This window comes from Bacillus cereus group sp. BfR-BA-01523 (genome assembly GCF_022662615.1).
In the GTDB taxonomy this organism is placed as follows: Bacteria; Bacillota; Bacilli; order Bacillales; family Bacillaceae_G; genus Bacillus_A; species Bacillus_A mycoides.
The window spans coordinates 455,187-470,293 of record NZ_JAKUDX010000004.1 but is presented as its reverse complement, the minus strand read 5'-3'; the positions used below and the strand labels follow the sequence as shown (position 1 = coordinate 470,293).

The following is a 15,107-nucleotide window of genomic DNA, read 5'->3' as shown; positions in this document are numbered from 1 at the left end:
GAATGAAAATCTATGCCTTTTGTGAACGTTTATTATCATGAAGATATATTAAATAAAGAAGAGTTGAAAAAGATAGGTGAATGTATCCATCTTTCATTAATTGAACATTTCGACATCCCTGAAAATGATTATTTTCAAATATTTTTACCTTATCAACAAAATCAATTTTTGTATAATCCATATTATTTGTTGGAAAGAGGAGAAATGAGAACTGAGAATATGATTCATGTTTCTATTACATGTGGACCTGGAAGAACAGTGCAACAGAAAAAAGGTTTGTATCAATCTATATCCTTTGAAATTTCAGCATGTTCTAATGTGAAAGTTACTGACATTTTTATTACATTACATGAGATAGCTGCTGAAAACTGGTCATTTGGTCAAGGGATGGCACAATTGGTAAAAATGAAGGGAGCAAAATGATGAATGAACCAATTGAATTCTATATTCCAAAGAAAATGAGAGAAGTAGCACCTGTATTTTCTCATTATAGTGAAGAGATATTATTTGAGGAAGTGTGGCGGGATGCCGCTTTAACATTAAGAGAAAGAAGCTTATGTACATTGTCGGCACTAATCAGTCTTGGTAATACAGAACAATTACCATTTCATCTGAAGCTAGCTAAACAAAATGGGATAATGGAGAATGAATTAGTTGCATTAATAACACATATGGCTTTTTACGTTGGTTGGCCAAAAGCTGTGGCAGCTTTAAATATAGCAATGAATGAAATGGAAAGTTAAGAATAATGATTTTGGGAGGTATTTTTAACATATTTCTACTTGCATTACTATCACTTGAGTGGTAAAGTGATAGTAAGATCAACGCTAGGAAGTGATGAAACATGCGTGAAAATACGATAGGATCGTTAATATGGCTACGTTTAATACGATTTACGAACCAAAGTAATCAAATGTCAAATGAGTTTTTAAAACGTTTTGATTTAACAACAGCCCAATTTGATGTGCTTTTGCAAATACGGACTTATCAGCCATTAACACAAATGGAGTTAGCAGAAAAGGTTACCGTTACACAAGGCGGTATTTCTCGAATGTTAACACGTCTTGAAAAAGAAGGATATATTATACGAAAACAAGATTGGAAAACGAAAACAATTAGTCTTACAGAGCAAGGGGAAGCGGCTTTAGAAAGAGCATTGCCAGAGCAACTTGCATTTCAATCATCATTTTTTGATGATGTATTAAATGAAGAAGAGCAGAAAATACTATACGAGTTGATGTCAAAAGTTCATAAGCATAGTGAAAAAAAAGAATTACCGAATGAGTAATTTTTTTTACTTAATCAATTGACTAATCAAGTGATAAAGAGGAGGAAGTTTTATGTATACAATTCCAGGACATCACCACATTTCTATGGTGACTAAAAATGCGAAAACGAATAATAATTTTTATCGAGATGTTTTAGGATTACGCCGGGTGAAAAAGACAGTCAATCAAGATAATCCATTTATGTATCATTTGTTTTATGGTGATTTAACAGGGAGTGCCGGAACTGAATTATCATTTTTTGAAATGCCGAATGTAGGTAGAACAATCCGTGGTACAAATGCAATAACACAAATAGGCTTGCTCGTACCTTCAATAGAAAGTCTTACATTTTGGAAGAGACGTTTTGAGTCACTCCAGGTGGCGCATGGGGAAATTACAACTTACGCCGGAAGAGACGCACTGCACTTTGAAGATCCAGATGGTCTACGGTTAGTGCTGTTAAATAATAAAGATGAAGAGGTTCCTGAATATTGGACTGCATGGGATGAATCTTCTGTAGAGCAGAATCATCGTATTTTAGGCATGGGAACAGTTGAAATGACAGTGCGCAGTTTAAATAAATTATCAAAAACATTAACAGGTTTGTTTAGTTATAAAGAAGTATCTCGTTCAGACGATGAGGGGATTTATCAATCTATTGATGGTCAATCTTTTGGAGAAATTTTGGTGAAACAGCAAGATGGAGAGAGTGAAAGACCAGGAAAAGGAAGTATTCATCATTTAGCTATTCGTGTGAAAAATGATGAAGAACTGAGTTATTGGAATGAAGCGGTGAAAGATAAAGGGTTCCAATCAACAGGGATTATCGATCGCTTTTATTTTAAAAGTTTATATTTCCGTGAGTCAAATGGCATTTTATTTGAGATTGCGACGGATGGCCCAGGATTTACAGTAGATTCAACAGTTGAAGAATTAGGAAAAGAGCTGGATTTACCACCATTTTTAGAAGAGAGAAGAAAAGAGATTGAAGAGAAATTAATACCGCTTTATTAAAAGGGAGAGAGCAACTATGGAAAAATACCGTATTGATACAAGTAAGGGAATTGAATTTGGATTATATTCAATTGGAGATCATATTTTAAATCCGCATGATGGTTCGAAAATAAGTGCAGAAAAAAGAATTCATGAACTAATTGAAACAGCTAAGTTAGCAGATGAAGCTGGAATTGATGTGTTTGCTGTCGGTGAAAGTCATCAAGCGCATTTTACAACGCAAGCTCATACAGTTATTTTAGGAGCTATTGCACAAGCTACGAAAAACATTAAAATCGCGAGTTCCGCAACAGTATTAAGCACGTCAGATCCGGTTCGTGTATATGAGGATTTTGCCACAATTGATTTAATTTCTAGTGGTCGTGCTGAAATCGTTGCTGGTCGTGGATCTCGTATTGGGGGATATAGTTTACTTGGTTACGATGTAAATTATTATGAAGAACTATTTGAAGAGAAGATGGATCTTTTATTAAAAATAAATAAAGAAGAAAGTGTAACATGGAAAGGGCAGTTTAGAACGCCACTTGAACATGCGGCAATTATACCGAGAGCTAAAAATAACAATATGCCAATTTGGCGTGCTGTTGGAGGGCCACCTGCTAGTGCAATTAAGGCAGGACGCGCAGGTGTACCAATGATGCTTACGACACTTGGTGGCCCAGCTGTTAATTTTAAAGTTTCGGTTGATGCATATCGTGAAGCAGCTGAGCAAAGTGGTTTTGATCCAGCAACATTACCAATTGCGACAACAAGTTTATTTTATACAGCAGAAAATTCACAAGATGCACTTAGTGAATATTATCCTCATATTAATGCTGGTATGCTTGCGCTACGCGGTGGTGGGTATCCAAAACAACAATTTACTAACGCAGTAGATCACCGTGATGCGTTAATGATTGGTAGCCCGCAACAAATTATTGAAAAAATACTTTATCAATATGAATTATTTGGACAGCAACGTTTTATGGCACAGATTGATTTTGGCGGTGTACCATTTGATAAGATTGAGAAAAACATTGAATTAATTGCTACTGAAATTATGCCGGCTGTTAGAAAATATACAACGAAATAATGAAAAAAGTACCGGGAATATAATCTATTCTCGGTACTTTTTTATTTAGTCAGTTTGAAAAATGGCAAAAAAACGAATTTTATGTCTAGAGAAAGGGGAGTTTTTTTCTATTTGTGAATAACAATATTGTTGATTTGAATTTTGGAAATACATTTTTCTCTTGACAAAAATCTAACGTGTTTTCAGGTTTGATTCGAGGACATTTTTCAAGAGGAAAGTCAAGCGTATGAAGAGAAAAATATAATAATAATTGATATAAGAGTGTGTTGTATGTTTGAAAAGTACGTTTTTAAAATGTGAAAAATCTAATTCAAAAAAATTACAAAAGACATATTTCAGACAAAATCCTGTCAATAATACGTCAAAAATCACCTGAATTTATTATGTAAGTATATTATACAATTCGATTAACGAATAAAACACTACTGAAATAGTGAAAAGGTAAATCGTATGAAGAAAGTTCTTTTGTAATTATCTAAAAAACTGACAATCTATATTTTCAGAAAGTACATAAACGAATTTATCTTTTTGTATTTCCAAATGATTGAATTGTTCGTTATGAAGTGAATTCATACAATTCAATCGATATTACGATATAAAAAAATATGAAGGAAGTGACTTTAGCATGGAAACGCTCGAATTGGCACGAATACAATTTGCATCAACAACGATTTTTCATTACTTTTTCGTTCCGCTGTCTATAGGTTTAGCTTTTATCATTGCGTTAATGCAAACGTTGTATGTGGTAAAGGGACAAGAAATTTATAAGAAGATGACAAAGTTTTGGACACAAATATTCCTTGTTAACTTCGCAGTAGGTGTAGTAACAGGTATTTTACAAGAATTTCAGTTTGGTATGAACTGGTCAACGTATTCACGTTTTGTTGGTGATGTTTTCGGACCATCACTTGCAATTGAAGGTTTATTAGCATTTTTCATTGAGTCTACATTCCTAGGTTTATGGGTATTCGGTGAGGATAAACTTCCGAAGCGAGTTCACCTTTTATGTATTTGGCTCCTCTCAATAGGAACAATGTTATCAGCATTTTGGATTTTAACTGCAAGTGCATTTATGCATGCCCCAGTAGGATATGAAATGGCAGCAGATGGACGTGCGCAAATGAATGATTTTTGGGCGATTATTCAAAATCCACAATTATGGGTGCAATTCCCACATACAATTACAGCGGCAATTGCAACTGGTGCATTCTTTATTGCAGGTGTAAGTGCATGGAAAATATCAAAAGGTCAAGAAACGGCGGTGTTTAAAAAATCGTTCCGAGTTTCTATCGTTGTTGGAACAATTACAACTGCATTGGTATTATTTTTCGGTCATGCACAAGCACAAAATTTAATTAAGTCACATCCGATGAAAATGGCAGCAGCTGAAGCATTATGGAATACGAGTGAGGATCCAGCGCCATTTACAGTATTTGCAAAAATTGATACAGAGAAGAAAGAAAATTCGTTTGAAATTCAAATCCCTTATATGCTAAGTCTATTGTCATACGATAAATTTAGCGGTCAAGTTGAAGGGATGAATCAAATTCAAAAACAATATGAAGAAAAATATGGACCTGGAGATTATATTCCGCCAGTACATACTATGTTCTGGAGTTTTAGAGCGATGGTAATGAGTGGAACATTCATGCTTCTTTTAGGAATGTACGGCTGGTTCTTATCAAGAAAAGATCGCTTAACTGAAAACCCTTGGTATTTAAAAATAATGGTATATGCAATTGCACTACCGTTTATCGGTAATACAGTAGGTTGGATTATGACTGAAATGGGACGTCAGCCTTGGGTTGTCTTCGGTGTTATGAAAACAGAAGATGCTGTATCTCCAAACGTTTCATTTGGAGAAGTATTATTCTCTCTTGTTTCATTCACATCACTATATTTAATTGTTGGAGGAATTACTGTTTACTTATTCGTTCGTATCATTAAAGGACATGCGAATAAGAAAACGAAAAAGGATTATCAAAGCCATGATCCATTTGATAAGGAGGAAGAGTATGTTATCTCTTAATGAGTTGTGGTTTCTAATTATCTCAACCTTATTCGTTGGCTTCTTTGTACTTGAAGGTTTCGATTTTGGTGTAGGAATCGTTTCAAGGTTTTTAGGGAAAAACGATTTGGAAAAACGTATATATTTAAATACAATTGGGCCGTTTTGGCACGCAAATGAAGTATGGCTTGTTTGTGCTGGTGGCGCTATGTTTGCGGCATTCCCGCACTGGTATGCAACTTTATTTAGTGGGTTTTATATTCCATTTGTGTTTATGCTTCTTGCATTAATTATAAGAGGTGTTTCCTTTAAATTCCGTGCGAAAATAGAAAATCATAAATGGAAGAGTTTCTGGGATTGGGGCATGTTTATTGGAAGTTTGCTACCTCCTATACTTTGGGGAGTTGCAATCGCAAACTTTATGACAGGTGTACCAATTGATGGAAGTAAAAATATGGTAGGCGGATTTATGAAATTACTTCACCCATTTGCGTTACTTGGGGGAGTTATGTTTCTTCTTCTATGTATTGTTCATGGTTTGCAATTCCTTACTATACGTACAACAGGAAAATTACGAGAACGCGCACGTATTGCCGCGACAAAGATTGCACCTTTTGCATTAATAACACTTCTTGTTTTTGCAGCTGTAGGGTTATGGAAAACAGATATTTTCACCGCACATGGTTCAGAGTGGCTAATGGTTCCAATTGGAGCTTTTGTAGCGCTATTTGTTTCTACTTTATTAAATAAAAGAAGAAGAGATGGTTGGGCTTTCTTTATGACGAGTTTAACAATCATTTTGTTAAGTGCAAGTGTGTTCATCGGTATGTTCCCGCGTGTCATGATTAGCTCATTAGGAGCGGTAAATGATTTGACAATTTATAATGCGGCATCAGGACCTTATGCATTAAAACTGATGAGCTATTTTTCTCTTGCTATTTTACCGTTTGTTATCGGTAGTCAAATATGGAGTTTCTATGTATTTAGACAACCTGTTAAGTCAGAAAAAGATTTGGAGTACTAATGAAAAGAAAAAGAGGACTTCCGTCGTATCCTGGTAGCCGAGTTTTATATGTAACTTTAAGTCTTATTAGCATTTTAGAGGCGTGTAGTATCATTGCGCAGACAGTATTTTTAGCACGAGCAATCACATTTTTATTTCATGGAGAAACAGTGCAAGCTGTGCTAAATGAAACTGTTTATTTTGGGATCACGTTTGCAGCACGCCAAATGTTAGTGCGAACATCGCAAATATTGGTTGAGCGTTTCGCTGAAAAAACAGGATTTGCATTACGTAAACAGTTAATAGAAGCATATTTTACGTTAGGGCCGAGATTTGTCCAAACGAATGGGACTGGTCATCTGGTTACTTTATCGATAGAAGGTATTGAGAAATTTAAAACATATATTGAATTGACAATTCCTAAAATGATTAGAAGTAGTATCGTTCCAGGGCTAATTGTTCTATATGTTTTTACACTGGACATTAAGTCTGGAATCATTTTAGTTGTAACGATTCCAATTGTGATCATATTTATGATCCTTCTAGGATTAGCAGCGCAGAAAATGGCGGATAGCCAATATGAGACATATCGTGTACTTTCTAATCATTTTGTAGATACGTTAAAAGGATTAGAAACATTAAAGTATTTAGGGAAAAGTAAACAGCACGAAGGAAAGATTGAAAAAGTAAGTAAACGATATAGAAAAGCAACGATGCGTACTTTGCGAGTTGCTTTTCTTTCTTCTTTTGCATTAGATTTCTTTACGAGTTTATCAATTGCATTTGTAGCAGTTGGATTAGGGATACGGTTAATAGATGGGACAATTATACTGTTACCAGCTCTTACGATTTTAATTTTAGCGCCGGAATATTTTCTGCCGATTAAGCAAGTTGGAGCGAATTATCATGCTACATTAGATGGACAACTTGCAATGGAGCAAATAGAAGAAATTTTACAGAAACAAAAAGAAATAGAAAAGAAAGATTCAAATGTAGATATAGTATGGAATTCTTCTAGTAGTTTGAAATTACAAGATGTAAAAGTAAATAATGATGAATCTGAAAAGGCTATATTAGAGGGAATTGATTTTACTTGGCAAGGTAACGGTGCTATAGGCATTATTGGTGAAAGTGGGGCAGGGAAATCAACGTTAATCGATGTGTTAGCAGGATTTCTACCGCCTTCGGGTGGGAAGATGTTAGTAAATGGTGTGGAAATTGGTGAATCTACTCGAGAAGATTGGCAAAAAAATATTGCTTATATTCCGCAGCAACCTTATATTTTTCCGCTTTCATTAAAAGATAATATTTGTTTCTATGAAACGAATACAATTGATGAAGAAGTTGAGAGAGTTATTAATGAAGTTGGTCTTCGTTCGCTCGTTGCATCATTACCACATGGGATGTACGAAAGAATTGGAGAAGGTGGACGTATGCTTAGTGGCGGACAAGAACAACGTGTCGCTATGGCACGTGCACTTTTAAGTAAAAAGCCAATCATTTTATTAGATGAACCTACAGCACATCTTGATATTGAAACTGAATTTGAAATAAAGCAATCGATGTTACGTCTGTTTGAAGGTAAGTTAGTATTTCTTGCAACGCATCGTCTGCATTGGATGAAGCAAATGGATCATATTCTTATTTTAAATAAAGGGGAAATTAAAGAAAGTGGAACATATGAAGAACTTTTAAAGAATGAGACATTACATTTTCATAGGGAAGAGAGGGGAGAGCGATGAGTAATTGGATTAAACCTCATATACAGCAAAATAAAGGTAGAATGACGTTGACTATTTTCCTCGGGCTTCTTGGAGTTAGTTCAGGTGCGATGCTACTTTTCATTTCAGGTTATTTAATTTCTAAATCTGCTCTCAGACCAGAAAATGTAATGGCTGTATATGTACCTATAGTTGCAACGCGTGCGTTTAGTATAGGGCAAGCTGTCTTTCATTATTTAGAGCGTTTAGTAGGGCATGACGTCGTTCTACGAATTTTAGAAAAAATGAGGACAAAACTATATAGAATTGTAGAACCACAGGCGTTATTTTTACGCTCTCGATTTCAAACTGGTGATGTACTAGGTGTATTGTCTGATGATATAGAACATTTACAGAATCTATATTTACGTACAATATTCCCTAGTATATTAGCGTTAGTTGTATATAGCATTTTCATAATTGTTATCGGTGCATTTGACTTAGTATTTGCACTTATCGCAGCTTGTATGTTAGCTGTTATTGTTTTTCTTCTTCCATTCGTATCACTAGTTTTGATGAAACGACATCATGTTGCTTTGAAGCAAGGAAGAAATCGTTTGTATCAACAATTGACAGATGCTGTATTTGGGTTATCTGATTGGCAGGCGAGTGGTAGAAAAGATGAATTTATTAATGAGTATGTAGCGCAAAATGTCCAGTTATTAAAGACAGAAAAGAGAGTGAAACGCTGGTACCATATTCGAGACAGTCTCATTCACTTAACAGTAGGTATTGTAGTCATTTCAATGATTATATGGACTGGAAATGCAGCAGCAAGTGAACAGATTGCACCTACAGTTATTGCAGCGTTCGTATTAATGACATTATCTGTGACAAATGCGCTTATCCCTATATCAGATGCTATCGATCGAATTCCATCTTATGTAGAATCTGCTCATCGGCTTAATGGCGTAGAAAGTGAGAGCACTTTGGATGGTGGTAAGGAGTTACCTGTAAACAAAGAATACGTTGTATCAAAATATATAGATATTGAACTGAGTAATGTGTCGTATAATTACCCGGATAGTAATGAACCTGTATTAAAAGATGTATCATTGCAAATAAAGGCAGGAAAGAAAATTGCTATTTTAGGTAGAAGTGGAACAGGAAAATCTACTTTACTAAAACTGTTAACTGGGGCATTACGTCCGGTAAGTGGCCAAGTTATATTGAATGGTGAACAAGCTCATACGGATTTTTTGTCAAAATATATTTCTGTATTAAACCAAAAACCACATTTATTCGATACGACAATTGGAAATAATGTGCGGATCGGTAAACCAGAGGCTAATGATGAAGAGATATGGAAAGCTTTAGAGAAAGCACAGCTAGCACCACACATTGCTTCTCTTCCTGATGGATTACAAACAAAAATGCATGAAATGGGAAAGAGGTTTTCTGGCGGAGAAAGGCAAAGGGTAGCATTTGCAAGAACTCTTATGCAAGAAACACCGATTATTGTACTTGATGAACCGACTATCGGTTTAGACCCTAAAACGGAATTAGCCTTAATAGAAACAATGTTTTCTGCAACAGAAGAAAAGACTGTTATTTGGATTACACATCATCTTGTAGGAATTGAACATGTAGATGAAGTTATTTTCCTTGATAGTGGCCAAATCGCTATGCAAGGTAGTCACGAACAGCTACTGAAAGAAAATGAGAAATATCGTAGGTTATATGAGCTTGATAAAGGTATATAGGAATGAAATGCAAAAAACCACAAATTCTTGGTAGTTCAAGGTTCGTGTTTTTTTGTATTTGTGGTGAAATCATATAAGCTGTATAAGCTATTTGATCATGAAATGGTTATATATTGTTAGAAAGGGTGTTTAAAACCTATCCTTTCAAGGCAATACTTGAGCCATAGTGAATGGATTGTTGGAAGGCGTGATTATATGTTTGAAGAGGATGGCATTGTTTTAATTCTGGAGCCTGCTGATGAGCGGAATCTGAGGAAATTTATTTTTACAGTACCGAAGTCAGTTTATGAAAAAAAAGAAATTTTATTACATTACGGAACACCTTTAGGCCAAGGATATACAGACATTATAGAAGATATTATTAGTGTACATATAGACATAGATATTATAACAGTAATAGGGCATGTGAGAGGATAAAGAGAAACTTTAATTAGTGAGAGTTATACGTACCTGGAAAACAGACGTACTGAAAAATAAGTATGTCTGTTTTTATATTTAAATGAAGATAGTTTCGAGGTACATGTTGAACAGGATAATAATGATTTTTCTAGAATGTATAAGAGGAAGATTAAAAAATAAGATATGATGTGATAAAGTGTATAAGAAGAAAATAAAGTGTTTATAAATGAATGAAAGTATGGAAATTATTTAGGAGGTGAAAATGAAGTTTACAAAAACAATGTTACTTTCAATTGTAGTTTCAATTGGTTTGATGGGATGTTCGCTAGTAGAGGAAGGGAAGAACTCCATAGATTACGCTCAAAAAGCGACAGACTATGTAAATGAAATAAGTGCATTTGCAAATGAAGCGCCAGCATTAGCTGAAAAGGCTGTTAAGGATGGGGAAGCCCGGAAAGAACTAGAAACGAAACTTACTGAAATTAAACAAGATATACCAGCTTTTAATGAATTAACACCACCAGATGTAGCGAAGGATCTTCACCAGCAAATCGTCGGTTATAATGAAAAGTTAAATACATTAATTGATACATCTATGACAAAGATAGAGGAAGGAAAAATGAATGTAGAGCAGTTTAAAAACTCTGAGCTTATGCAGACGATAGAACAAGTTCGTGATTTGAAAGATAAGGTTCAAAATTTAGGGCAATAACAAAAAGATCCGTTTATCATAAACGGATCTTTTTGTTATTGAATACAATAGATGATTACACCAATGACAATAATAATGTTGCCAATGATTTTTCGTTTCGTGATTTTCTCCCCTAGGAAGTACCAACTGAAAATTAAAATGATGATATAACTTAATGATTCTAATGCAGATGCTTGCTTTAATGCCAAACCCTTTAATGCGGCATTAATTATAAATTTGTCTTTAAAATATAAAACAATAGAAGGACCTACGTAGCTATAGAGGTAGTAGAGTTAGATTTTCCACTTTTCTATAATTTGTATTGTTTTATTTGTTGCATCCATCGCTACTTGAATACCTATTGGCAAAGTAATCATTGGATGAGTATGACAACAGTCAAAATCGGCTAGAAAAGGAAGTTTTTGATTTTGTAATACTTCTAATAGTATTTCGTAAGGTTTTCTATTTGTACCACAATCATCAAATTGCTCATGTTTTCCAAGGATGATACCTGAAACTTTATCAAAAACGCCGTTAATTTTAAGTGATGAAAAACTTCTTTCGATAGTAGCTGCATCTTTTGAGCTATCTTCAATAAAGAGAATGTCACCATCTTGAATAAGTGGCATATAGGGGCTACCCCAAATACCTTGTATAGTATTTAAATTCCCACCAATAATACGTCCAGTAGCTTTCCCACCAATTACTGAAATCCAATTGTTCGGTCGAAGATCTTTTTCTTTCGTTTTTTCTTCCCAATTAATAAATTCATCTGACCAAAATAACGGCTGGTTTATGTTGTAAGGAAGGTGTTGATCAGTTAATAAAGTATCCGCAAAATATTTGTACGTGCAATCTACGAAAGGCTCAAATTCACCAAAAGAAGGAACAAGTGCTGGACCATAAAATGTAGGAATTCCTGTTTTTGCATAAATACCTAGTAATAATGCTGTTGTGTCTGAATAGCCAAACATTAATTTAGGATTCTTTTGAAAAGTCTCATAATCAATATAAGGTAATAATGAATTTGAATTCAGTCCCCCAATTGTTGACATGATACAAGAGACGTTAGGGTTTCTAATCAAGTCATTTAATTCATCAGCACGTTCTTTAATGCTCCCGGAGCGATAATAATCATATTGACCTGTTAGTGAACCTTCTAATATATGAAAACCTTTCTGTTCTAAGTATAATTTTGCTCGCTCAAATCTCTTTGGAGAAGTATAGGTTATTGGTGAAGAGGGAGAGTAGATGCCAATTGTATCGCCATATTTTAATGCTTTTGGAAGTATCATTTGTATAAATCCTTTCTATTATATAGTGTTTTTGTGTTCAAATGTAATTGAATATTCTTATATTTCGTTGTTTTTAGTGTAACACATATGAAAAAGAGAACGAGGTTGAAATTATAATTGTTATAGATGAATAAATATGCTTTTTACCTTGACGATATAAAGTAATTGTTGTTATGGTTAAACATGAGTGTATAAAAGGTTTGTTAAAGGAGTTTTAGAATGAAGCGGTTAAAATGGGGAAGATTAACAATCCTGTTAGTAGTAATTCTGGGTATATGTTGGTTCTTTTTCCAAGGAGTTCAAAAGAGTGAAACAAATGTAGATACTCAGCCTTTACAAGTGGCAGAGCTACCTAAAACAGGGCTATCTGAAAAAGTAGTTCCACCAAAATATATACCACCAGAAATTGATGCAAAAGCAGCTATTATTATCGATGCGAGTAATGGAGAAGTTATTTATCAAAATAATGAAAATGAAGCTGTTGCCCCTGCTAGTATGTCAAAAATGATGACAGCATATCTCGTTTTAGAGAGTATACATAATGGGAAAGTCCACTGGGAAGATCCAGTGAAAATAAGTGCAAAGTCGGCACAAACAGAGGGTGCAAAAATCCCGATGCAAGCAAATGATACATTAACTGTTAAGGACTTATATCATGCGTTAATGATTGAATCGGCTAATAATTCGGCTGTCGCTTTAGCGGAACATGTAGCTAAGACAGAAAAAAACTTTGTTCAACTTATGAATGAAAAAGCAAAGCAGTTAGAAATGTCAGATAAAGCTAAATTCGCGAATGCTTCCGGATTGCAGGAGCCCGACGGAAGTGAAACAAAAATGACAGCAGCTGACGTAGCGAAATTAGCGTATCATCTTATAAAAGACTATCCAGAGATATTAGAAGTGACTCACTTACGTCAAAGTCAGTTAGCATTTAATAATGTTAATGTTACAAGCACAAATGAGATGTTAAACAAAAATAATAAAGCTTTATATATAGAAGGAATAGACGGTTTAAAAACAGGGTTTACAGATAGCGCAGGGTATTGTTTTACAGGTACTGCAAAACAAGGCGATAATCGTGTTATTACAGTTGTTATGGGGACAAAAAGTAAAACAAAACGTTTTACAGAAACACAGAAGCTGATGTCCTATGCTTTTCAATTGGTTAATTAGGTGAAGAAGTAAGTTAATCGCTATAAAAAAAGACAGACAGTTTATTTGAACCTTGATTTTGGTGATAATAAGCTGTTTTTTTATTTTTTGACGTATAGGAAGTGAAAAACCAAGTGATATCATTTGAGTTTGTTTTTGTTTGTTGATATTATTAAGTTAAGAACTTATTAATAATAAGTTCGAGAGGCATTATATGCTTCGTACATATGATACTGCCTCAAATGAAAATTGGAGGGAATTGTAATGGCAAAAGATTTTTACTCAGCAATTGAAGACAGAAGATCTATTTACGCGATTAGTAAAGAGCAAGTAGTTTCTGATGAAAGAATTCAAGAAGTGATTTATCATGCTGTGAAACATACACCTTCGGCTTTTAATTCTCAAAGTGCAAGAGTTGTTGTATTACTAGGTGAACAACACGATAAATTATGGAATGTTACGAAAGAAACGTTACGAAAAATTGTGCCTGAAAATAATTTTGCACCTACTGAAGAGAAAATGAATGCATTTAAAAATGGCTATGGAACAGTTCTGTATTTCGAAGATAGTAAAGTAGTAGAAAGTTTGCAAGAGAACTTTGCACTATATAAAGATAATTTTCCTACATGGTCTCAGCAATCTTCTGGAATGTTGCAATTTGCGATTTGGACAGCATTAGAGATTGAAGGTTTTGGTGCTACATTGCAGCATTATAATCCGTTGATTGATGAAGAAGTAAGGAAAGAATGGGATGTACCTGCAAACTGGAAGTTAACTGCGCAAATGCCATTTGGTAAACCAGTAGTTTCTGCAGGAGATAAAGAATATCAGCCATTAGAAACTCGTGTGAAAATTTACAAATAAAATAAAAAATAAAAGGTGAACAGAGATATAATCTGTTCACCTTTTATAAGTAGTAAGGATTTTTTTTGTAGGGATTTTTCATCTGATTTTTTAATTTGTTTTTACGTGTTTCAATAGTTGATACTTTTTGTAATGTTATAATTGAAACGAATTGAAAAAAAGCATAGTACAGTTCTATATTTTTATTTATAGGATCATCTATTATGTTTTTCATAAATATATCTCCTTTTTTTTATCTCACTATTTGCGGGCAGTAAGGCTTCCATATCAAAATTCAATGCTACGTATAGAATACCGACCTGTAAAAGTTTGATTGGTTTCAGTGTGGGGTGAATAAAATTTGTATGGATTAAAATCCTACTTTATATATGATAATATAAATATCCTGAAAATTCCATGGATAGTGAAAAATAGATAGTGGGATGTGCATTTTCGTCAAATTAGAACAGAATTTTTGGAGTTAAATCTTACAAATCGTCAAATCTTTTAAAAACGATGGATAATATCAAAAATAGTTTTCTGAAAATATTATACTATTGATAAAAAAAGCATTTTTTGTCATGATAAGAGCATGCTTCATGGAAGGGACTTTACTAGAAAATACATTCTTTGCATTGTATTAGATTAATAGAGTTTCTTAAAGTGGGTAGCAAAAGAAAAATATATATTAAGATAATGAATGGAATGTCGAATTTTCAATGAAATACATAAGAAATTTGAGAAAATCGTTGCAAAAACACACTGTTTAATGATAAAGTTCACATGAAGTTCACACTAAATTCACTTCAATCGTTTAAAATAAACGATGTGTGAAAAATAAAACTCTTGCTAAAAAATGGAACTGGATGAATATTTTACTTTGATAATATTGTAAAGTA

At 34.0% G+C, this 15,107-nt stretch carries 15 protein-coding genes and 1 pseudogene; 13 read left to right on the top strand and 3 right to left on the bottom strand.

Annotated elements, in window-relative coordinates; translation table 11 throughout:
• Window positions 1–12 precede the first annotated feature (12 nt).
• From MR066_RS14345 to MR066_RS14295, 11 genes are all read left to right on the top strand, one after another.
• Entirely contained in the window at window positions 13–423 is a 411-nt protein-coding gene (locus MR066_RS14345; RefSeq protein ID WP_002031325.1) for a tautomerase family protein, read from the top strand.
• The gene (locus tag MR066_RS14340) at window positions 420–743 is read left to right on the top strand and encodes a carboxymuconolactone decarboxylase family protein (protein ID WP_033709001.1); all 324 of its coding nucleotides are present in this window, start codon (window positions 420–422) and stop codon (window positions 741–743) included. Before MR066_RS14345 ends, MR066_RS14340 begins: the two co-directional genes overlap by 4 nt.
• A 101-nt stretch (window positions 744–844) precedes the next feature.
• Window positions 845–1,288 (top strand): MarR family winged helix-turn-helix transcriptional regulator, encoded by a 444-nt coding sequence (locus MR066_RS14335; protein WP_002012331.1) that lies wholly within the window; start codon window positions 845–847, stop codon window positions 1,286–1,288.
• Between the two features lie 52 nt (window positions 1,289–1,340).
• Window positions 1,341–2,282: a ring-cleaving dioxygenase gene (locus tag MR066_RS14330; RefSeq protein ID WP_002126899.1), complete on the top strand. Its 942-nt coding sequence runs from the start codon at window positions 1,341–1,343 to the stop codon at window positions 2,280–2,282.
• Between the two features lie 16 nt (window positions 2,283–2,298).
• The gene (locus MR066_RS14325) at window positions 2,299–3,354 is read left to right on the top strand and encodes an LLM class flavin-dependent oxidoreductase (RefSeq protein ID WP_242247528.1); all 1,056 of its coding nucleotides are present in this window, start codon (window positions 2,299–2,301) and stop codon (window positions 3,352–3,354) included.
• Between the two features lie 625 nt (window positions 3,355–3,979).
• Window positions 3,980–5,383, top strand: coding sequence for a cytochrome ubiquinol oxidase subunit I (gene cydA / locus MR066_RS14320; RefSeq protein ID WP_002031333.1), 1,404 nt, complete (start codon window positions 3,980–3,982; stop codon window positions 5,381–5,383).
• The gene (cydB, locus tag MR066_RS14315) at window positions 5,370–6,386 is read left to right on the top strand and encodes a cytochrome d ubiquinol oxidase subunit II (RefSeq protein WP_242247526.1); all 1,017 of its coding nucleotides are present in this window, start codon (window positions 5,370–5,372) and stop codon (window positions 6,384–6,386) included. Before cydA ends, cydB begins: the two co-directional genes overlap by 14 nt.
• Entirely contained in the window at window positions 6,386–8,107 is a 1,722-nt protein-coding gene (gene cydD, locus MR066_RS14310; RefSeq protein WP_061689786.1) for a thiol reductant ABC exporter subunit CydD, read from the top strand. The genes cydB and cydD overlap by 1 nt, the downstream gene beginning before the upstream one ends.
• Window positions 8,104–9,828 carry a thiol reductant ABC exporter subunit CydC gene (cydC, locus tag MR066_RS14305; protein WP_242247525.1) on the top strand — a complete coding sequence of 575 codons (1,725 nt, stop codon included), beginning with the start codon at window positions 8,104–8,106 and terminating at the stop codon, window positions 9,826–9,828. The genes cydD and cydC overlap by 4 nt, the downstream gene beginning before the upstream one ends.
• Before the next feature lie 195 nt (window positions 9,829–10,023).
• Window positions 10,024–10,245: a hypothetical protein gene (locus MR066_RS14300; RefSeq protein WP_063217781.1), complete on the top strand. Its 222-nt coding sequence runs from the start codon at window positions 10,024–10,026 to the stop codon at window positions 10,243–10,245.
• Between the two features lie 244 nt (window positions 10,246–10,489).
• Window positions 10,490–10,939 carry a DUF6376 family protein gene (locus tag MR066_RS14295; protein WP_002135750.1) on the top strand — a complete coding sequence of 150 codons (450 nt, stop codon included), beginning with the start codon at window positions 10,490–10,492 and terminating at the stop codon, window positions 10,937–10,939.
• 35 nt (window positions 10,940–10,974) lie between these two features.
• Here MR066_RS14295 and MR066_RS14290 read toward each other — a convergent pair.
• Window positions 10,975–11,157: pseudogene (locus MR066_RS14290) on the bottom strand (EamA family transporter); the annotation flags it as partial.
• Window positions 11,158–11,211: 54 nt separating this feature from the next.
• Window positions 11,212–12,213 carry a S66 family peptidase gene (locus MR066_RS14285; RefSeq protein ID WP_242247524.1) on the bottom strand — a complete coding sequence of 334 codons (1,002 nt, stop codon included), beginning with the start codon at window positions 12,211–12,213 and terminating at the stop codon, window positions 11,212–11,214.
• Between the two features lie 219 nt (window positions 12,214–12,432).
• Here MR066_RS14285 and MR066_RS14280 point away from each other — a divergent pair, with 219 nt between their 5' ends.
• Both MR066_RS14280 and MR066_RS14275 read left to right on the top strand, forming a co-directional pair.
• Window positions 12,433–13,386 carry a D-alanyl-D-alanine carboxypeptidase family protein gene (locus tag MR066_RS14280; protein WP_242247523.1) on the top strand — a complete coding sequence of 318 codons (954 nt, stop codon included), beginning with the start codon at window positions 12,433–12,435 and terminating at the stop codon, window positions 13,384–13,386.
• Window positions 13,387–13,629: 243 nt separating this feature from the next.
• Entirely contained in the window at window positions 13,630–14,229 is a 600-nt protein-coding gene (locus tag MR066_RS14275) for a nitroreductase family protein (RefSeq protein WP_016094247.1), read from the top strand.
• A gap of 43 nt (window positions 14,230–14,272) precedes the next feature.
• On the opposite strand, the gene MR066_RS14270 is transcribed toward MR066_RS14275, so the two are convergent.
• Window positions 14,273–14,443 carry a hypothetical protein gene (locus MR066_RS14270; protein ID WP_016126784.1) on the bottom strand — a complete coding sequence of 57 codons (171 nt, stop codon included), beginning with the start codon at window positions 14,441–14,443 and terminating at the stop codon, window positions 14,273–14,275.
• Between the last annotated feature and the right edge of the window lie 664 nt (window positions 14,444–15,107).

Bases quoted from the DNA above. Each gene is read 5' to 3' on its own strand.
- MR066_RS14345 (WP_002031325.1), top strand. From the start codon at position 13: ATGCCTTTTGTGAACGTTTATTATCATGAAGATATATTAAATAAAGAA.
- MR066_RS14340 (WP_033709001.1), top strand. From the start codon at position 420: ATGATGAATGAACCAATTGAATTCTATATTCCAAAGAAAATGAGAGAA.
- MR066_RS14335 (WP_002012331.1), top strand. From the start codon at position 845: ATGCGTGAAAATACGATAGGATCGTTAATATGGCTACGTTTAATACGA.
- MR066_RS14330 (WP_002126899.1), top strand. From the start codon at position 1,341: ATGTATACAATTCCAGGACATCACCACATTTCTATGGTGACTAAAAAT.
- MR066_RS14325 (WP_242247528.1), top strand. From the start codon at position 2,299: ATGGAAAAATACCGTATTGATACAAGTAAGGGAATTGAATTTGGATTA.
- cydA (WP_002031333.1), top strand. From the start codon at position 3,980: ATGGAAACGCTCGAATTGGCACGAATACAATTTGCATCAACAACGATT.
- cydB (WP_242247526.1), top strand. From the start codon at position 5,370: ATGTTATCTCTTAATGAGTTGTGGTTTCTAATTATCTCAACCTTATTC.
- cydD (WP_061689786.1), top strand. From the start codon at position 6,386: ATGAAAAGAAAAAGAGGACTTCCGTCGTATCCTGGTAGCCGAGTTTTA.
- cydC (WP_242247525.1), top strand. From the start codon at position 8,104: ATGAGTAATTGGATTAAACCTCATATACAGCAAAATAAAGGTAGAATG.
- MR066_RS14300 (WP_063217781.1), top strand. From the start codon at position 10,024: ATGTTTGAAGAGGATGGCATTGTTTTAATTCTGGAGCCTGCTGATGAG.
- MR066_RS14295 (WP_002135750.1), top strand. From the start codon at position 10,490: ATGAAGTTTACAAAAACAATGTTACTTTCAATTGTAGTTTCAATTGGT.
- MR066_RS14285 (WP_242247524.1), bottom strand. From the start codon at position 12,213: ATGATACTTCCAAAAGCATTAAAATATGGCGATACAATTGGCATCTAC.
- MR066_RS14280 (WP_242247523.1), top strand. From the start codon at position 12,433: ATGAAGCGGTTAAAATGGGGAAGATTAACAATCCTGTTAGTAGTAATT.
- MR066_RS14275 (WP_016094247.1), top strand. From the start codon at position 13,630: ATGGCAAAAGATTTTTACTCAGCAATTGAAGACAGAAGATCTATTTAC.
- MR066_RS14270 (WP_016126784.1), bottom strand. From the start codon at position 14,443: ATGAAAAACATAATAGATGATCCTATAAATAAAAATATAGAACTGTAC.